Annotated in this window: 16 protein-coding genes; 6 read left to right on the forward strand and 10 right to left on the reverse strand. The window is 64.1% G+C overall.

Translation table 11 applies throughout. The features are described from left to right. Positions 1-102: 102 nt before the first annotated feature. Positions 103-2,040: a putative bifunctional diguanylate cyclase/phosphodiesterase gene (locus ACJO2E_RS18995; RefSeq protein WP_406965948.1), complete on the forward strand. Its 1,938-nt coding sequence runs from the start codon at positions 103-105 to the stop codon at positions 2,038-2,040. On the opposite strand, the gene ACJO2E_RS19000 is transcribed toward ACJO2E_RS18995, so the two are convergent. Continuing rightward, a complete protein-coding gene (locus ACJO2E_RS19000) occupies positions 2,041-4,452 on the reverse strand; it encodes a phosphoketolase family protein (RefSeq protein ID WP_406965949.1) in 2,412 nt (803 codons plus the stop codon). It abuts the gene before it with no gap. 158 nt (positions 4,453-4,610) lie between these two features. Between ACJO2E_RS19000 and ACJO2E_RS19005 the strand changes: the two genes are divergently transcribed. Beyond that, a complete protein-coding gene (locus ACJO2E_RS19005; RefSeq protein WP_406965950.1) occupies positions 4,611-5,090 on the forward strand; it encodes an asparaginase domain-containing protein in 480 nt (159 codons plus the stop codon). A gap of 5 nt (positions 5,091-5,095) precedes the next feature. Here ACJO2E_RS19005 and ACJO2E_RS19010 read toward each other — a convergent pair whose 3' ends face one another. The 3 genes from ACJO2E_RS19010 to ACJO2E_RS19020 are packed head-to-tail and all read right to left on the reverse strand — an operon-like array spanning position 5,096 to position 8,071. After that, positions 5,096-5,809 carry a pseudouridine synthase gene (locus tag ACJO2E_RS19010; protein ID WP_406965951.1) on the reverse strand — a complete coding sequence of 238 codons (714 nt, stop codon included), beginning with the start codon at positions 5,807-5,809 and terminating at the stop codon, positions 5,096-5,098. Further along, complete coding sequence (locus ACJO2E_RS19015; RefSeq protein ID WP_406965952.1) at positions 5,800-6,834, reverse strand: metal-dependent hydrolase; 1,035 nt, start codon at positions 6,832-6,834, stop codon at positions 5,800-5,802. The genes ACJO2E_RS19010 and ACJO2E_RS19015 overlap by 10 nt, the downstream gene beginning before the upstream one ends. 25 nt (positions 6,835-6,859) lie before the next feature. Further along, positions 6,860-8,071, reverse strand: a complete 1,212-nt coding sequence (locus ACJO2E_RS19020) for a lytic murein transglycosylase (RefSeq protein WP_406966190.1) — start codon at positions 8,069-8,071, stop codon at positions 6,860-6,862. 194 nt (positions 8,072-8,265) lie between these two features. On the opposite strand from ACJO2E_RS19020, the gene ACJO2E_RS19025 reads away from it, so the two are divergent. After that, the gene (locus ACJO2E_RS19025; RefSeq protein ID WP_406965953.1) at positions 8,266-9,099 is read left to right on the forward strand and encodes a response regulator; all 834 of its coding nucleotides are present in this window, start codon (positions 8,266-8,268) and stop codon (positions 9,097-9,099) included. Here ACJO2E_RS19025 and phoR read toward each other — a convergent pair. The 5 genes from phoR to ACJO2E_RS19050 form a co-directional block, all read right to left on the reverse strand. Next, positions 9,070-10,410 (reverse strand): phosphate regulon sensor histidine kinase PhoR, encoded by a 1,341-nt coding sequence (gene phoR, locus ACJO2E_RS19030; RefSeq protein ID WP_406965954.1) that lies wholly within the window; start codon positions 10,408-10,410, stop codon positions 9,070-9,072. The two genes, ACJO2E_RS19025 and phoR, sit on opposite strands and share 30 nt — an antisense overlap. A gap of 68 nt (positions 10,411-10,478) precedes the next feature. Beyond that, the gene (phoB, locus tag ACJO2E_RS19035; protein ID WP_406965956.1) at positions 10,479-11,168 is read right to left on the reverse strand and encodes a phosphate regulon transcriptional regulator PhoB; all 690 of its coding nucleotides are present in this window, start codon (positions 11,166-11,168) and stop codon (positions 10,479-10,481) included. 137 nt (positions 11,169-11,305) lie between these two features. Then, positions 11,306-12,193 (reverse strand): 4-hydroxybenzoate octaprenyltransferase, encoded by an 888-nt coding sequence (gene ubiA, locus ACJO2E_RS19040; protein ID WP_406965958.1) that lies wholly within the window; start codon positions 12,191-12,193, stop codon positions 11,306-11,308. A gap of 95 nt (positions 12,194-12,288) precedes the next feature. Further along, positions 12,289-12,837 carry a chorismate--pyruvate lyase family protein gene (locus ACJO2E_RS19045; RefSeq protein WP_406965959.1) on the reverse strand — a complete coding sequence of 183 codons (549 nt, stop codon included), beginning with the start codon at positions 12,835-12,837 and terminating at the stop codon, positions 12,289-12,291. Between the two features lie 7 nt (positions 12,838-12,844). Next, entirely contained in the window at positions 12,845-13,402 is a 558-nt protein-coding gene (locus tag ACJO2E_RS19050) for a hypoxanthine-guanine phosphoribosyltransferase (protein WP_406965960.1), read from the reverse strand. Positions 13,403-13,650: 248 nt separating this feature from the next. Between ACJO2E_RS19050 and ACJO2E_RS19055 the strand changes: the two genes are divergently transcribed. The 3 genes from ACJO2E_RS19055 to tesB all read left to right on the forward strand — a co-directional run bounded on the left by ACJO2E_RS19055 (position 13,651) and on the right by tesB (position 16,011). After that, a complete protein-coding gene (locus ACJO2E_RS19055) occupies positions 13,651-13,818 on the forward strand; it encodes a rubredoxin (protein WP_406965961.1) in 168 nt (55 codons plus the stop codon). Positions 13,819-13,829: 11 nt separating this feature from the next. Continuing rightward, on the forward strand, positions 13,830-15,017 hold the full coding sequence (locus tag ACJO2E_RS19060) for an FAD-dependent oxidoreductase (RefSeq protein WP_406965962.1): 1,188 nt from the start codon (positions 13,830-13,832) through the stop codon (positions 15,015-15,017). 127 nt (positions 15,018-15,144) lie between these two features. Continuing rightward, positions 15,145-16,011, forward strand: coding sequence for an acyl-CoA thioesterase II (gene tesB / locus ACJO2E_RS19065; RefSeq protein WP_406965964.1), 867 nt, complete (start codon positions 15,145-15,147; stop codon positions 16,009-16,011). A 34-nt stretch (positions 16,012-16,045) separates the two neighbouring features. Here the strand turns inward: tesB and ACJO2E_RS19070 are convergent, their stop codons facing one another. Next, the gene (locus ACJO2E_RS19070; protein WP_406965965.1) at positions 16,046-18,604 is read right to left on the reverse strand and encodes an EAL domain-containing protein; all 2,559 of its coding nucleotides are present in this window, start codon (positions 18,602-18,604) and stop codon (positions 16,046-16,048) included. Between the last annotated feature and the right edge of the window lie 177 nt (positions 18,605-18,781).

An 18,781-nucleotide genomic window follows, 5' to 3' on the forward strand; every position in this document is an offset into this window, starting at 1 on the left:
TGGTCGGTCGCTGGCAGCATACTTCATGGTGCCGTGACACAGGAAGCGGGCTCCTGCCAGGGGACATCAGGTTTTGTTGTCGGAGTTGCGGAGGTGCTCGTCGTGTCCTTACCAGACGCCAGGACATCACCACTGGGAATCGCCCTGATCTACCTGGCGCTGGGGAGCCTGTGGATTCTCTTCTCCGATGACCTGGTGGCCTGGCTGTTTGCCGATGCTGGCTATAATGTGCTGTCCAGGGCCCAGACTTTCAAGGACTGGTTCTTTGTGGCGGCCAGCGCCCTGGTGATCGGCTGGCTGTTCCATCGTTCCATTCGCCGGCTGGAGCATGCCTCCAGCTTCATGTCACTGCAGAGCTCGATGATCGAGCAGGCCCATACCGGCATCCTGGCGGCGGATGCGGACCACCGGGTCATCTATGCCAACCCGGCCGTTGAACGCATGGCCGGGAACAGACTGGACCGTATCCTGGGTCGGCAGCTCTCGGAATTTCGCTCAGGCGCCCACACCGAGGCGTTCTACGATGAACTCTGGCGTGAGGTGGACGAGATCGGCCTCTGGCAGGGTGAGGTGGTTGCCTGGCGCCGGGACGGTTCCCTCTACAACCAGTGGGTGACGGTAACACGGGTGAACGATCGTAAGAAGAACGTTGCCTACTACGTGCTGTTTGTCACCGATATTACCGAGGAAAAGGCCGACAAGGAGCGCCTGCGTTACCTGGCGTTCTATGACCCCCTGACCGACCTGCCCAACCGGGCGATGATGTCCGAACACATCCGTAATGCCCTGCGCCAGACCTCCGGGGAGGGTCGCAACCGGGTGGCGGTACTTTTCATCGACCTGGATGATTTCAAGACCATCAACGAATCCCACGGTCACCAGCTTGGTGACCGGCTGTTGCAGATGGCCGGCCAGCGCATCCTGCAGTGTCTGTCCGATGGCCATGAACTGGGCCGCTTCGGCGGCGATGAATTTGTGGTGATGGTACCCCATGTAACCGACCAGAAAGAGGTGGAACACCTGGCCACCCGGTTGCTGGATGCCCTGGGCGCCGGTTTCCGGCTGAATGACAGCACCCGGGTCATGGTCCGGGCCAGTATCGGTATCTGCCTGGCCGATGGTAACCGGGACAGTGACAGTCAGGATGTTTCCCGCCTGTTCAGCCAGGCTGACTCCGCCTTGTCGGAGGCCAAGCTGGCCGGTAAGAACACCTTCGCTTTCTATAACGCCGATATGACCCGTCTGGCCCGGCGTCGGCTGGAACTGGAGGAGGCCCTGACCACCGGTATGGCGCGCCGTGAGTTCGAACTGTTCTACCAGCCGGTCTACGCCGTCGCCTCGGGTGAACTGATCGGGTCAGAGGCCCTGCTGCGCTGGCGCCATCCCCAGTGGGGACTGGTCTCGCCCGGTGAATTCATCCCCCTGGCGGAGGAGACCGGCCTGATCGTCGACCTGGGCGGCTGGGTCGTGGAAGAGGCCGCCCGGCAGGTACGGGCATGGCTGGATGAGGGGCTGGAGCCGGGCTTCGTGGCGGTCAATGTCTCATCCCGCCAGTTGCAGCGTGGTCATTTTCCCGGCTTCCTGAAACGGGTCGTCAGCGAGGCCGGGGTGCCGCCCCACCAGCTGGAGGTGGAGCTTACCGAGAGCAGTCTTCTGACGCTGGGTGAGCGCACCGCGCAACTGCTGGGCGAGATCCGGAATACGGGGGTGCGGCTGGCGATCGACGACTTCGGCACCGGCTACTCCTCCCTCAGCTACCTCCGTCGTTTCAAGGTGGACAAACTCAAGATCGACCGCAGTTTCGTGAATGAACTCACCGCCGCCGGTGGTGGCGGGCAGGGCATCGTCAAGGCCATTGTCCGCATGGGGCAGGCCCTGGAACTGGAGGTTCAGGCCGAGGGCGTGGAGCAGGATCGCCAGCTAGGGATGTTGGCGGCGCTCGGCTGCGACAGCTTCCAGGGGTACCTGCGAGCGGCCCCCATGCCGACAGCGGATTTTCGTCAACTTCTGAAGGGCGCCGGGACATCCGCCCAGGGGTGACTATGCCGTCAGGACGCGGGGATCACCGTGACCTGTCACGGCCGCAATTTCCTCATCGGTGAGGAAGTCGCTGGCCGGCCGGCCCAACAGCTCGGCACCCCGGGCGAGGGCGTGGGCCCACGTGCAGTGGTTGGCGAACAGCATGCCCGCCTCGTTGAGGGTGCCGCCACGGTTGATATAGCCCAGTACCCGGGTGTGCCCGTTGCCACCGCAAATGCCTGTGGCATGGCCACGGAAGACTTCCGGGCGCATATGGGTCAGCACCACCCGGTGGGCGTAATCCCGGGGGAACAGCCGTTCCCGGTCCGCCTCTGGCAGGGTGCCGGTCGCCTCGAAACGGTCCCGGGGGTCACGAAAGCGGCCCGGTTCCTGGACGTATACCAGCCGGAACGGGGTATTGGCGTCCCGCAGGCGTTCACTGGCGCGGATCAGTTCGGAGAGCTGGTAGGCCCCATTGGCCACCAGCAACAGCGGGGTGCCCTGCGACAGGTCTTCGTCCACCATCTGGGCCCCGGTGCGGGCCAGTTGCCGGGCTTCCTCCCGGGTAAAGACGCAGGGCCGGTCGCGCTTGGGAATGACCATGCAGGCCAGTTGCCCACGGCTGGTGTAGATCTCCGGCAGCAGCGCCTGGGTACTGTTGTAGTCCGCCGGGAAGAGCACGCGGACCATGTCGTTCATTTCCCCCAGCAGGGCCTCGCAGAAGGTGGTGTCCTGGTGGGACTGTTCGTTCTTGCCGTTCTCCCAGCTATGGGAGGTGGCGATCACCGGGAACCCCAGCCATTGGGCGGGCCGGTCCAGCTCCTTCTGGTGACGGGCGAAGATCAGTTCCTGGCGAATGGCGCCCAGCATCTTGACGCAGAAGGCCTCGTAGCTGGCCACCAGGTTCAGGCCACCCTTGTTGGCCAGGCAGGCGGACACCACAGCTTCCTCGTTCAGGGCCGTGATGACCATGCCGTGGACCGATTCCTGGTCATTCTCCGGGTCGTCCACCCGATGTCGCAGGGCGCTGAGGACACCGGACAGCCGGTTGCTGGCCAGTTCATCCGGATTCCCGACCCGGGGGCGCAGTCGCGGGTTGCAGGCCACCAGGGCCTGGAAGAAATCGTCCACCGCCAGCATCGGCGAGCAGGTATCGTTCCGGGCTGGTAATTCCGGAACGGCCGGCGTGTCCGGGGCCCTTACCGCAAGGGGATGGTCCTTCTCCCGTGGCCTCTGCTGGCGCCGGTGATTACGCAGCAGCCCGACGGCGTCCCTCAGGTCGGTCTCAGGCACATGGAGGATACCGGTGTGGTGGTTGAACAGCTCCCGGGCCCTGTCGTCATGGCGGGGGCTGCCAGGTAGCGGCAGGTTATGGGCGGCGTTGCTGCCGGCCCCGTAAAAACCATGGCCCTTGACGGTTTCAGCGATGCCGTAGGGAACCGGCAGGGGGTAGCGGCGCAGGCCCTGGCTATACTCCCGGGCGGCGGTCCTGAGGCATCGTTCCATGGTGAACAGCGTACAGACGAAGGCGGCGGGATCCCGGCCATCGAAACGAATGGCATCGAAACCGGCACGCTTGAGGTGGGTGATGAAACCATCCAGCCCCTCGCGGGTGCCCAGTTCCGTGCGCTGCTCGATACGCCGGCCATTGGCGATCATCACCGGCAAGGGCAGGCCACAGTCCTCGCTTCGCCACCAGCGGGGCGCCCAGTCACTGCCCCGCTGCTCCTCCGCCGCACCGTCGGACAGGAAGGCCACCAGGGTTTCTCCGGGCAGGGGCATGTGCACATACTGGAGTTCCGCGAACCCGAGGTAGCCCCCTTCCAGGATGCCGCCAGCGGTATGGGGGTTCACGTGACTGCCCAGGGGCGCCTCGTTGCGGCCGTCCGCCCGCTGGCGGTAGCTGTAGAAGTCGGTGACCAGCCGGTCGAGGCCACCAACGCCGCCATAGCGGACGGCCTGCTCCGGGTTCAGGTTGTCCAGCAGCACATTGATGGACTCGATGGCCGCCACGCAATGTCCCTGGCCCATCAGCCAGCTACGGGTCTCACCGGTGAGAGCGTTGAGGGCCATGTAGGCGGCGTAGCCCGGCACCATGTTCAGGGCGCCCCCGGTATGGCCCTCCGGGTTGCTCTTGAAGTCTGCGGATTGCAGGGCCGTGCCATCGGGGCGTACCCGCAGTGCATAGGTCATGTGCACCACCAGCCAGAGGCCGGCACTGGTCAGCCGGTCCAGGGCCGCCAGGACGCGGAACACCGTGGCGGTATCCGGTTGCAGGCCGTCGGACACCAGTTGCTCCGCCAGTTTCAGGGCCTGGTGCTGGGTGTCGGGCAGGTGTCGGATAACACCATAGCCCTTGCGCCAGCGGGCAAATTCCGTGTCCTGGCCGGCCATCCGGTCCAGCATCTGCAGATCGGCAAAAGGTGTGCTCATGGTAAGCCTCCGGTGTGTCCAGTATGGCTCAGGGTAGACCGTATACCACAGGTCGGTGTTGATTTGGGTCAGTCCGGTGTGAGCGGGCGTATCGGTTATCATGGCAGTCTGGGCGTCCGGGGAGGTCCCGTATTCCGTCATTTCACAGGAGAACCGCCATGATCCATCTGTTCACCACCGGTGGCACCATCGACAAGATCTACCACGACGCCAACAGCGAGTTTGCGGTCGGTGACAGCCTGCTCCCCGAACTGCTGGAGGAGGCGAACGTCACCGTGCCCTGGTGCATGACCGGGCTGCTCCGCAAGGACAGCCTGGAGATGACCGATGCCGACCGGCGGCGGGTACGGGACGCGGTGGAGGCCTGCCCGGAGCAGCGGATCATTGTTACCCACGGTACCGACACCATGGCCAGTACGGCGGCGGTGCTGTCTGGCATGGCCGACAAGACCATTGTGCTTTTTGGCGCGATGCAGCCGGCCAGGATGCGCCGCAGCGATGCGGTGTTTAACCTCGGCTTTGCGGTGGCGGCAGTGGGCCTGTTGCCCCCGGGGGTGTATGTGGCCATGAACGGGGAGGTGTTCGAGGCCGGCAGGGTCAGGAAGAACCTGGAGGCGGGGCGTTTCGAGCGCGGCTGATAGCGTTACCCGGGGAGCGCCAACCGGCGGATCTCATCCTCGGTCATGTTCCGGAACTCGCCGGGTGCCAGGGTGTCATCCAGTGTCACGGAGCCGATCCGGTGGCGGTGCAGGGTCTCCACATGGTTGCCGATGGCGGCCATCATCCGTTTGACCTGGTGATAGCGCCCTTCCGTGATGGTCAGGTCGACCACGGTGTCGGACTGTCGCTCCACCACCGCGGGCCGGGTGGTGCGGTCTTCATGGCGCAGATAGACCCCGCTTTCCAGTTGCCGGCAGCCATCGTCCGTCAGCGGTTCCGTCAGGGTCACCCGGTAGGTCTTGGGGCACTGGTGTCGGGGGGAGGTGATCCGGTGGGACCACTGACCGTCGGAGGTCAGCAACAGCAGGCCGGTGGTGTCCAGGTCCAGCCGACCCACCGGGTGCACACGGGTCGCCAGTTCCTCCGGCAACAGGTCGGTCACCACCGGCTGGCTGGCATCGGTGGTGGCGCTCAGCAGGCCCGCCGGCTTGTGGAGCATCAGGTACCGGTGCCCGGGCAGCGACAGCGGTTCGCCGTCCAGGGTAACGGCCGCCGGGTCCGGTATCGGGGCTGATGCCTTGCTGACCGGATCACCATCCACCAGTACCCGGCCGGCCTTGATGGCGCGGCGGGCGTCCTTGCGGGACAGGCTGGTGCAGCGGGAAAGGTAGGCGTCCAGTCGCATGGTCAGGAGCAAGTCTCGCCGGCGGGCAGCGCTTCGGAAGTGGCCATGCAGAGGACATCGGCCTCACCGGTGAGTCGGGACCAGAAGGCCCGCAGGGCGTCGTCACGCATGGCGGGGCGTGGCTCCTGGGTGCTGTTGGTGGCGGTCCACTGGTCCTGGCTGTTTCGGCGGGCGATGACGAAGGTGAACGGATGGGCGCCGGGTACGCCCAGCCGGATGTCGGTGGCCAGCAACCGGTCATCGCGCTCGAACACGTCGAGGAAACTTCCGGTAAACCAGATCAGTCGCTGACCTTCCGGGAATGAGGCAACGCGGTCGATGAGGACCGGGTTTCTCGGAAAGCGTTCGATGGTTAGTGGCTGGTCACCCTCCAGTGGCCCGGTGACGATTTCCAGCCGTTCATCCTCCCCCAGTACCGTAACCCGCCACAACAGCGTGGTGAAGGGCATGGGCTGGACCATGCGTGGTGCCTCCGACAGTCCCTGGGTGGCCAGCTCATTGCCAACCCGCCCGTCCACCAGGGCCTGGGCGCCCAGGGCCCAGACCAGGTAGAGGGACGATAGCGTCAGCGCCGCTCCCTGGGCCCGGGGGGTGGAGGGCTTCCACACGCCATAAACCACAGCCGCCAGCAGCGGCAGCGTATAGAGCGGGTCGATGATGAATATGCTGGTGGTGGCCACGGGCGGGCCGAAGGGCCAAAACAGCTGGGTGCCGTAGGTGGTCAGGCAGTCCAGCAGCGGATGGGTCACCAGGATCAGCAGGGTGAAGGCCAGCCAGCGGGCCAGGGAGAGCTGGGGTTTCCAGCGATGGAAGGTCAGGGCCAGGGCTATGCCCAACGGCACCAGCACCAGCAGGGAATGGCTGAACCCCCGGTGCTGGGTGAAATTGGCGATGGCGCTGCCGTAGTCGATGATCACGTCCATGTCTGGCAGCGTGCCCAGCAGGGCACCACCGACGAACGCTACCCGGCCAAGGGTGCGTCCGGCCACGGCTCCGCCGATGGAGGCGCCCAGGACCGCCTGGGTTATGGAATCCATAGCGTCATATCCTGGTGCTGTCCGTTCATGACGATGTCGGTTGGACTCCCAGGCTTTCCAGCAGTTCCGGCCCCGGGAAACCATCGGCGATCAGACCCTCGCTGGACTGGAAGCGTCGAATGGCGGAGCGGGTGTTGGGGCCGAGGATGCCGTCCGGGTGGCCAGAGTCAAACCCCCGGGCATTGAGGGCGGACTGCAGTTTCTGCACATCGTCCCGGGACAGGGCCGGAACGTCCTCCGGTGGCGGGTTTTTCAGCCCGTCAGCGCCGGCGATGCGATCCGCCAGGTGACCCACGGCAATGGCGTAGTACTCGGACCGGTTCCAGCCCATGATGACCCGGAAGTTGTCATAGGCCAGGAAGGCGGGGCCCCGGTGGCCGGCGGGAACCACCAGCTTGGCTTTGATGGGCTCTTCCGCCAGTGGATTGCCGTGTATATCGGTGACGCCCAGCGCATTCCACTGGGCCAGGGTCCGTTTGCCGGCCCCGGTCATGGAATAGTCGAATCCTTCGGGCAGCAGTACCTCGCGTCCCCAGCGGTAGTCCGGGTCCCATCCCATGCTCTGGAGGAACCGGCCGGCGGACATCATGGCATCGGGTACGCTGTTCCAGAGGTCCCGGCGGCCATCACCGTCGGCATCGGTGGCGTAGCGGAGGAACACCGACGGCATGAATTGCACGTGGCCCATGGCGCCGGCCCAGGAACCTTCCATGCGGTCCGGTTCGATGGCGCCCTCGTCGAGGATCTTCAGGGCGGACACCAGTTCCCCGGAGAAATAGTCACCCCGTCGCTTGTCGCAGGCCAGGGTGGCGAGGGCGCTGGGAACAGGCATTTTTCCGAAATAGCTGCCATAGTTGGTTTCAAGGCCCCAGAATGACACCAGGTAGGCGGGGGGCACGCCGGTTTCTTCGCTGACCCGGTTCAGCAGCTCACGGTGTTGCTCCAGCATTTCGCGGCCACGCTCGATGCGGGTCTCGCTGACCCGCCGGCCAAGGTAGTCGGCAAAGGTGGTGGTGAACTCCGGCTGATGGCGGTCAAGCTCGATCACCCGCGGCAGGAATTCCGCCCGGGCCAGGACAACATCGGCGGTATCCCGGGAGACTCCCTCGGCTACCGCCTGTTGCCCGATACGGGTGAGGCACTGTTGGAAATCGGCGGGTTCCCGCGGCTGGTCGGCACTGTCGTCGGCGAGGGTGGCCGGGGACAGACCCGTCAGGGCCAGGCTGCCGGTTACCATCAGGGCGGTGAACAAACGTTGTTGGGTGAAGGGATATGACATCCGCTGTCGGTATTTCAGGGTCTTGACCACGTAAACCTCTCAGTCCTGTTGAACAGGCTCTATAGTAGCGTGTTTGGGATCACGGTAAACAGTCCATGCCAGCGCCATTAAGGGACGGTGTGAACGGCGGGCGAATCGAGGATGGCAGAGTTATGGCAGTACTGAAAGCGCTGGTGGTTGATGACGCCAGTTTTGTACGGGATCTGGTGAAACGCACCCTGCGCCAGCGTTTCCCGGTGATCGAGGTGACTGAGGCACAGAACGGTCGCCGGGCCCAGTCGCTGATGTCCCGTGCCCGGTTTGACCTGATCCTCTGTGACTGGGAGATGCCGGAGATGTCCGGGCTGGAGCTGTTGCAGTGGGTGCGTGCCGAAGAGCACTACCGCCAGGTGCCGTTCATCATGATCACCAGTCGGGGCGACAAGAGCCACGTGGTGGAGGCGGTGCAGGAGGGGGTCTCGGAATACCTGGGCAAGCCGTTCAGCCCCGAGGGACTGAGCCGGAAGGTCATGAAGGTGATGGGCAAGACCCTGCAACGGGCGATGGCCGAGGGCGGGCGCAAACCGCCGGCCCAGGGTGACGCCTTCCGGGATTCCGCCGATCTGCTTACCGGCGCCAAATCCATCGTTGCCGACAGCGCGCCGGAAATCGCTCCCCGGAAGTCGGCCAGCAACGGTCGCCTGGTGGTGGCGGCTATCCGCTTTGCCGACAGTACCCTCAAGTGTGTGATCAAGGACATTACCCTGTCGGAGGTCCGGGTCATTGCCCGGCGGGACCAGGCCTTTCCGGGTATTCTCGACCAGGCGGTGGTGGACCTGGAGGTGGCGGACGGCCAGATGGCCCGGCTCAATGGCTATGTGCACCAGCTACAGGCCGTGGACAAGCGTCGGGATACGGATTTTGTCAGCGTGACCGTACGCTTCGTGGACGATGACCCGAAGAAGCTGGAAGACCTGTCACACTTCATTGCTGGTTTCAGGCGCTGATTCGTCTTCCGGGTCTGGTTCCGCCAGCCGTTCCCGGGGGAAGTGGCAGATGAACTCGCTGCCGTCGCCAATCTCGCTGAGGATCTCCAGTTCACCATCGTGGTTCAGCAGTACATGCTTGACGATGGCCAGGCCCAGGCCGGTACCGCCAGTTTCCTTGTGGCGGCTGGGGTCGGCCCGGTAGAAACGCTCGGTGAGCCGGGGAATATGGATGGGGTCGATGCCGATGCCGGTGTCCTTCACTGACAGGTGGGCACCGTCGCGGTTGGTAAACCAGGTCACGTAGATGCTGCCCCTGGCGGGGGTGTACTTGACCGCATTGAAGATCAGGTTGGAAAAGGCGCTGCGCAACTGGTCCTCGTCGCCCCGCAGGTGATGGCGGTCGCCGATATCCAGGTGGAATTCGTGGCCGGAGTCGCCACTGAGGGCCCGGGCGTCCTGACAGATCTGCTCGCACATGGTGCGGATATCCACCGCCGCTTCGGCGCCGTGCTGCTCCCCGGTTTCCAGTTTCGACAGCAGCAACAGGTCAGTGATCAGTGCTTCCATGCGGGTGGACTGCTGGGCCATGGTCTCGATGGCCCGCTTCCACCGGGCCGGCAGTTCGTCGGAATAGTCCACCATGGTTTCCAGGTACCCACTGATCACCGTCAGCGGCGTACGCATCTCATGGGACACGTTGCTGACAAAATCCCGGCGCATCTGCTCAAGCTGGAACAGGCGGGTGACATCCTTGACCACAATCAGGCGGTCATCCTCTCCGAACAGGCTGATCTGGATCTGCAGGTGCAGGTGGGATCGGGCGGGGGAATTCAGTTCCAGGGGCTCGCGGTAGTCGCGCTTTTCGAAGTAGGCCTGGAAGGCGGGCGCGCGCAGCAGGTTCTGGATGGGCTGGCCACGGTCGGTCTGGCGCTGGAGACCCAGCAGGTAGGACGCGGAACCGTTCCACCACACCAGCACGCCGTTGGCATCGGTCATCACCACACCGTCACGCATGGCATTGGTGGATTCCTGCAGGCGGTTGAACTGGGCGAGCAATCGGTCCTGGGTCGCCAGGTGGCCCTGGTGCAGCTTGTGCAACCCGTCGAAGATGTCACCCCACAGGCCGATGCTGGCCGGGGCTTCCTGGCCGGCGCCGGGATGGCTCAGCCACTGGTAGAGCTTGCGGGCCTGGGCGAGGGTCCAGCCCAGGTACAGCAGCAGGCCGGCAAGCAGGCCTTCCATGGGGTACCCGAAGATGGCTCCAACCCCGGTGGCCAGGGCCAGGATGACCAGGATCAGCCTCAGATATCGGGACCACTTGTAATTCATGGAAACCTGACCTGCTCCTGGTTGTTTTTGCGCGGATTGCGTCGGCATCGGGGACGCAAGCCCGGGCATCAGGCAGCCCTGGTCGAGAACCGGTAGCCGGTACCGCGCACCGTCTGGATCAGGTGATCATATTGGTCGCCCAGGGCCTTGCGCAAGCGTCGGATGTGGACATCCACCGTGCGTTCCTCCACATAGACGTTGCCACCCCAGACCTGGTCCAGCAATTGTGAGCGGGTGTAGACCCGTTCCTGGTGGGTCATGAAGAACTGCAGCAGGCGGTATTCCGTGGGCCCCATGCTGATGGCGCCTTCCGGTGCGGTTACCCGGTGGCCCACCGGGTCCAGGGTCAACCCATCCACTTCGATGGGGGACTCAACGCCCGCTGGCGTGGTCCGCCGTAGCACCGCCTTCAGCCGTGCCACCAGTTCCCGGGGGGAGAAGGGTTTGGTGATGTAATCATCCGCGCCTACTTCCAGGCCCTGGATCTTGTTGTCTTCCTCCACCTTGGCGGTAAGCATGATGATGGGGATTTCCGCCGTGGTTTCGTCCTTCTTGAGACGGCGGGCCAGCTCGACGCCACTGGTGCCGGGCAGCATCCAGTCCAGCAGGACCAGATCCGGCTGTTTGTCCACGATCAGGGCGTGGGCTTCGCGGGCGTCTGCAGCCTCCAGATAGTTGTAATCTGCCATCTCCAGGGCAACGGCGATCATCTCGCGGATCGGCGCTTCATCGTCAACGATCAGAACGGTCTTGGACATTGCGCTTATACCTGTAGTCCTTTAGTTGTTGCTGCCTCATTACAACGGGGAACTGTTACAAGTTTATGACAAAGGCGGCGTCCCATCCGAAAAAATACGGATTCCGTCGACGATCTGGCCGGCACCCGCAAACCGGCTCAGAAAAGCTTGTCCAACGCCAGGCCGGCAAACACCACGAAGCCGGCCCAGTTGTTGTTCAGGAAAGCCTCGAAACAGCCCTCGCGGCTCCGGTTCCGGGCCAGGTACTGGTGCCAGCCAAACAGCGCCGCCATCAGGGCCACACCCAGGTACCAGAAGAAGCCCAGCTCCGCCTGGGTACCCACCATCACCAGGGTGAGCACCACCATGGCCTGGAGGCAGCCGACAATCACCCGGTCCGCATCCCCGAACAGGATGGCGGTGGACTTGATGCCGATCTTGAGGTCGTCGTCCCGGTCCACCATGGCGTAGAGGGTGTCGTAGGCCACGGTCCACAATACGTTGGCGGTGAACAGCAGCCAGGTCAGGCGGCTCAGTTCACCGGCCTCCGCCGCCCAGGCCATGGGGATGGCCCAGGAAAAGGCGGCGCCAAGGAACAGTTGCGGCAGGTGGGTGTACCGCTTCATAAAGGGATAGATGAAGGCCAGCACCAGCCCGCCGAAGGAGAGGTAGAACGTCAGCGTATTGGTGAACAGCACCACCAGCAGGAAGGACGCCAGCACCAGCCCCAGGAACAGGGCGATGGCTTCCTTCGGCTGGATACGGCCGGAGGTGAGCGGGCGATCTTTGGTGCGCCGGACGTGCCGGTCCACCTTGCGGTCGGCGAAATCGTTGATGGCGCAGCCCGCCGCCCGCATGAAGAATACGCCGAGGGTAAACACCACAATATTGCCGATGGCGGGATAACTGCCGTCCGCCGCCAGCCACAGGGCCCACCAGGTGGGCCAGAGCAGCAACAGCGAGCCGATGGGGCGGTTGATGCGCAGCAGTTGCGCATAGTCCATCAGACGGTTGCGAAGGCTGGGTGAGAGGGTGGCCTGGGCCATCGGGTTACTCCATCGGCTGGTGATCGGACGACGGCAGTTTAGCATTATCGGGCTGTGTCGTAAGACTGCGCGATGGGCGACAGGCGTCGGGTCGTTTACCGGGGCTGGTCGAGCAGCGCGGGCAGGAAGTACTCGCCCACCAGCAGTCGGTGGTTGTCGCTGGAGAACACCGAGCGCCGGGCGCAACGGGGGGCGTCGGGGTCAACGCCGTGGCAGAGGCCCGCCTGCAAGGGGCCACGGCTCCATTCCCGGTGGCTGAACAGCCAGGCACCCAGGGGAATCCGGCCCAGATGGCGAAGGCGGCGGCCTCGGCCATTGAGGGTATCCAGGGGAATAATGGTGCGGGCCAGCACCCAGGGCCTGCCGTCGCCACAGAGCCGGACCTCGCGGATCCAGGCCCTCTGGCGGTGGGGGATGCCCAGGGTCAGGGCCTCTTCCCGGCTGGGGAGGGAGAAGCCTTCGTTGGCCACTTCCACGTGGAAGCTTTCCCGGCAGCGCAGTTGCAGGTGGCGGGTGAGGGAGCCCTCAACCTGTAGCCAGAAGGCAGCATTGCCCAGCAGGTCGGGCTGATGCAGCCGGGCCTGCCGGAACGAGCGACACCAGCGTACAGCGGGAACGATGGAGCGTGCGACGGGTTCGATCACTGCCGGGTCACAGTCCCTTGACCGCATAGATGCCCGGGGCGTTGCGCCAGTAGCCTTTATAATCCATGCCGAAACCGAACAGGAAGCGGTCTTCCACCTCCAGGCCGGTGAAGTCCGCCTTCAGGTCCGGGCGGGCCTTGCGGTCATGTTGCTTGTCCACCAGTACCGCCGTCAGTACCTCACTGGCGCCATGGGCGCGGCAGTAGTCGGCGATGGCGGTCAGGGTGGTGCCTTCGTCAAGGATGTCATCCACGATCAGCACGGTGCGGCCGTCCATGTCGGCGTCCGGGCGCAGTTTCCACTCCAGGATGCCGCCGGTGGTTTCCTGGCGGTAGCGGGTGGCGTGTAGGTATTCGGCCTGCACCGGAAACTTCAGGCGTGGCAGCAGTTGCCCGGTCAGGATCAGACCACCATTCATGACACAGAACAGCAGGGGGTTACGGTCTTCCAGGGCGGCGGTGATGTCCCGGGCCAGGGTGTCGATGGCCTCGTAGACCTGCTGCTCGGGGACCAGGCAGTCGGCTTCCGCCATTACCTGGTTCAGCTCGTCGACGGTGTTGGTCATAGTCGTCGGATCCTGTCGTAAAACGCGCAAGTATAGCGAAAATGATGGCGGTAAGGGAGTATCGGCGCCGGACGGCAGGTACGCAAAAATAACGATTGCCATGGTTTTGGCCATGGGGCGGGGCATGGATTACGGAATCGTCCTTTAGCGGTTTCCCGGGTATGCGTATTATGGGCCTGAATTCATGTGCCCCGGCCGGACCAGACATTCAGGGGGCGCGGACCGTTTTTTGTTTCAGGAGGACAGGCGTGAGGAAATGGCAGTGTGTGGTATGTGGCTTTATCTACGATGAGGCCGAAGGCTGGCCGGAAGATGGTATTGAACCCGGCACCGCCTGGGAAGACGTGCCGGAAGACTGGGAATGCCCCGACTGCGGCGTTGGCAAGGAAGACTTCGAAATGATTGAGATTGGTTGAGGAACAGCACCATGACAGCCACCCAGGGTAACCAGGCTCCCATCGTGATTATCGGCAGCGGCCTGTCGGGCTATTCCCTCGCCCGGGAACTGCGCAAGCGTGACCGGGACCTGCCGCTGATGATGATCACCGCCGACGATGGCGCCAGCTATTCCAAGCCCATGCTCTCCACCGGGTTCACCAAGGCCAAGACCGCCGATGAGCTGGCCCAGGCAGAGGCCGGTGCCATGGCGGAACAGCTCAACATGGAGTTGCGCACCCACACCCGGGTGACCGGCATTGATCCGGAGGCCCATGAGGTGCTGATCGGCGATGAACGTCTCGCCTACAGCAAGCTGGTGCTGGCCTGGGGGGCCGATGTTATCCGCCTGCCGGAGTCCGTCAGTGGCTGCGACCGGGTCTGCTCCATCAATGACCTGGAGGACTATCGACATTTCCGCACGCTGGTGGAGGGGCATCGCCGGGTGATCCTGCTTGGGGCGGGCCTGATCGGCTGTGAGTACGCCAACGACCTGCGCAATGGCGGTTACGAGGTTACCGTTGTGGCGCCGTCCACCCAGGTGATGCCGGGGCTGTTGCCGGAACCGGCGGCGGACGCGGTCAGGCAGGCTCTGGAGGCAGAGGGGGTGAGGTTCCATCTCGGTGTGGCCGCCGAATCGGTGTCGGAGGAAAACGGCCAGGCCCGGGTGCAACTCAGCGATGGTGCTATGCTGCAGGGAGATGTGGTGGTCTCCGCAGTGGGCCTTCGACCGCGCACGGAGCTGGCGGCAGCCGGAGGCCTGAAGGTGGAGCATGGCATCCGTACCGACCGGTGGCTGGCCACCAGCGCACCGGATATCTACGCCCTGGGCGACTGCGCGGAAGTGGAGGGGCATGTGCTGATGTACGTGATGCCGCTGATGGCCGGGGCCCGGGCCCTGGCGGCGACGCTCACCGGAGAGCCGACGCCGGTGAAATGGGGCGCCATGCCGGTCATGGTCAAGACGCCCTGCTGCCCGACGGCGGTCTGCCCACCGGCCCAGAGCAGCGATGGCCACTGGGATGTCCAGCGCGAAGGCAACAATGTGAAGGCCCTGTACCGTGACGCCCGGGGCGGCTTGCTGGGATTCGCCGTGACCGGCGACCATGTGATTGAAAAGCAGGCCCTGTCCAGGGAAGTGCCGCCGGTACTGGAACCGGCGTCGGAAGCCACCGGGTAGTCACGGATTCGCTATCTTGCGCTGAGGGGCAGTATCCGGTAGAAATTACCGCCTCGTAACCTACCGACCCTCAAGGTCGTCCCGACGAACCGGCGTGCTGCCGGATCAGTGTTTTTCAGGAGCAGGCATGCAGGACATTACCAGAGAACTGGTTGAATTGATGGATCTCGCCCCGATCGGCGATGACCACTTCCAGGGCCAGAGCGAAGACCTTGGTTTCCCCAACCTTTTCGGGGGGCACGTGCTGGGGCAGGCACTGATGGCCTCCACCCGCACCATCGAGGGCCGCATGCCCCACTCCATGCACGCCTATTTCCTGCGCCCCGGCAACGCCCGCGCGCCCATCGACTACGAAGTCCAGCGGGTGCGGGACGGCGGCAGCTTTTCGGTGCGGCGGGTGATCGCCCGGCAGGACGGCAAGGAAATTCTCACTGGTTCGGTGTCCTTCCAGGTGGAGGAAGAGGGTTTCGAGCACCAGATGGACATGCCGGAGGCACCGGCCCCGGAATCCCTGAGCACGGAGCAGGAGCTCAACCAGGACCTGCTGGACAAGGTGCCGGAGAAGTTCCACGACCAACTGACCCGCAACCGCCCCATCGAGATACGCCCGGTGGATCCGGTCAATCCGCTGGCACCGGAAATCAAGCCGCCGCAGAAACAGAGCTGGTTCCGCGCCCAGGGCGAGCTGCCGGACGATCCCATTCTGCATCGCTGCCTGCTGGCCTATGCGTCGGATTTCGCCTTCCTGGGCACGTCCCTCAATCCCCACGGTGTGGCATTCATGACCCCGAATATGCAGGTGGCCAGCCTGGATCACGCCATCTGGTTCCACCGGGATCTGCGCATGGATGACTGGCTGCTTTATCACAAGGACAGCCCCAGTGCCTCTGAGGGCCGGGGCTTCAACCGGGGCAGTGTCTATAACCGGGAGGGGGTGCTGGTGGCCTCCACGGCCCAGGAAGCCCTGATCCGGCGTCGCAAGTCCGGCAAGTAGTCAACGGCCTGGCTTGGTCGGGGTATCGCGACCGTTAGCGATGCCCCGACCGCATTGAGCGGACATCCTCCGACCGGAGCTGTCCGATAAGGTCCGCCAGCGGTTGTGGCCTGGCCAGGACGTAGCCCTGGACCATGTCGCAGTTCATCTCCAGCAGCATTGCTGCGGTTTCCCCGTCTTCCACCCCTTCCGCCACCACCCGGTAGCCCAGGTTGTGGCACATGTCGATGGTGGTCTTGACGATGATCCGGTCGTCGGTGTGGGTGAGCAGGTCGGTGATCAGTGAGCGGTCGATCTTCACTTCGCAGGCCGGTAGCTGCTTGATGTAGGACAGGGAGGAGTAGCCGGAGCCGAAATCATCGATGGCCAGGGGGATGCCGGCGTAGTCCAGGGAGCGTAGAGTGCGCATGGAGTTGTCCGGGTCCTGCATCATCGAGGTTTCGGTGACCTCCAGGATCAGCCGGCCCTGGTGCTGGTGATGGCTGGCCATCAGCCGCTGGACGAACAGCGGGAAGTCCCGTTCCCGCAGATTGTTGGGGGATATGTTGATGGAGACGGTCAGGTCCAGCCCGGCTTCCAGCAGTACCTTCCGAGCCTCCAGGGCCTGCTCCATGACCCAGCGGGTCAGCGGGCGGATCAATCCGCTCTGTTCCGCCAGGGCAATCAACTGGTCGGCATGCACCGGGGGCTGTCGCCCGGGCCAGCGGATCAGGGCCTCCACCCCCACGATTTCCTTCCGTCTCAGGCACTGCTTGGGCTGGTACCAGAGGGCCAGTTCATTGTTCTCCAGGGCGTTGCGCAATTCCGTCACCAGGGTCAGCCGTTCCGGGCTGTAGGGGTCCCGGGCCGGATCATAGTAGGCCAGGCCCTTCTCGATGGCGATGGCGGACTCCTGGGCGACATAGGCCTGTCGCACCAGGGTATTCAGGTCCTGGCCATGGGTCGGGAACAGGGCTACGCCGATACAGCTGTCCAGGGGGAGTTGCATGCCCAGGTAGTCGATGGGCTCGCGGAGTTGTTCCATGCCCTGGGCCACGCGTCGGGGGTTGCTGTTGGCGGCGCCGGCATCCAGCAGGTAGGCGAAGGTGGCCGGCTCCAGCACGGCGAGGCAGTCCTCGTCCCGGGGACCGATGACCTGGATGCCGGGCAGGTCCCGGGCAATCCGGTGCAGTCGCAGGGCCACCAGTTCCATCAGGCGATCGGAGTTACGGTGCCCCAGGGTCTTGGTGATGGCCGCGAGGTTGTTGAGCCTGAGTACACAGACAGCCCAGCGTTTGCCGGGTTTCAGGTTGAGGGCCTCGCTGGCGTTCATCTCGAAGCAGGTGCGGTTTGGCAGGTGAGTCAGGGGCTCCCTCATGGCCTGGTCCAGAGACCGCTGTTCCGCCCGGCGCTGGGCGGACAGGGCCGCAAGTTCCGCTTCCCGGGAACGGGTACGGGATTCCCGTTCCCGGTAGATCCGGTGTGCGAGGGCGGCCGTCAGCACCAGCGCCTGGAAGGTCGAACCAAGCTGGACGCCATAGGTGGTGATGAAGCTGTTGGGCAGCAGGCCGTAGAAGTTGGCACTGGTGATCAGGCTGCCAATGGTGAGGGCGCCCCAGGCGAGGGTGTAGATGCCGGCCTGGGGGTGGCCCCGCACCCAGAGGATGGGACCGATCAGCGCCAGCAACATGCAGGTGGGCAGGGCGATGGACACCGACAGCCAGATGGACAGGTTGTAGTCGAAGATCGCCACGCCCAGCAGGGCGAACAGGTTCAACACGGTGGCCGCCTGCACCGAGTGCTGGATCCAGCCCCCGATGCGGTTGAGCCCCAGAAACTTCCGGGAGAACAGGACGATGGAAATGGCCGCCAGGGGGAGGGCCAGCAGGATACTGTAGTTCTGCAGTGTCGGGCTGTCGGGCCACAGTACCGGGTAGGTGATGCCCCGAAGTGACGCCAGTAGCAACAGGAAGCTGGCAGTGGTGGCCAGGTAGTACAGGTAGATCTTCTCCCGGAGGCCGGCAAACACCATCAGGCTGAACAGGATGATGGTCATCAGGGTGCCGTAGTACAGGGAGTGGAGCTGATCCTCCTTGGATAACCGCGCGTAGAGCGCTTCTGGCTCCCATAGTTCCATTGGCACATGGTGGGCGCCCTGGGTCTGTACGCGCAGCAGGATGCCGTTGTCCGCACCGGCGTCCCGCTCCGCCGGAAACAGGAAGTTGGGATGGTCCAGCGGTCGCTGGTCGTAGGGGAGCCTGTCCCCGGTACGAACGATCTCCCCCGGCCGGCCGTTGGTGAGTGGCCAGAAGCGGATGTCATCCAGGTGGGGGTAGCGGATCAGCAGAATTAAAGGGGATGTCCCGGCGGGGAGGGACAGGCGATACCAGAAGATATCTTCCTGGTATCCGAAATTCGGTGTCTGTCCGGCCAGGGGCTGCCAGTCGTCCCTGGCCAGCGCCTGTTGGGCCGTGAGGCCGGCTTCTTCCGGGGCGAGCCGCAGGTACTCGATGTCGTCCAGCGTGTCCGCGCCAAGGGTATCCGCCAGCCCGGTCGCCGGAGTGGCCAGGGTCAGGATGCTCAGCAGGATTGTCAGAACCGCCGTTCGATGCACAGAAAGCCTGTCTTGTTATCGTTATGCCGTGGATGTTGAATGCACTTGTACTAACGAGCCTCTGATCAACATTAAAAGCATGTTACCCAAGTGTCATGCTGGCACAGCATCATTCCCGACAAACCCGACAGATAACAGTACAGGATGTGAATTTCGTCCCGGTTTGGGTGTGACCGG

Origin of the sequence: Marinobacter shunpengi (assembly GCF_045449695.1) — a bacterium.
Classification (GTDB): Bacteria; Pseudomonadota; Gammaproteobacteria; order Pseudomonadales; family Oleiphilaceae; genus Marinobacter.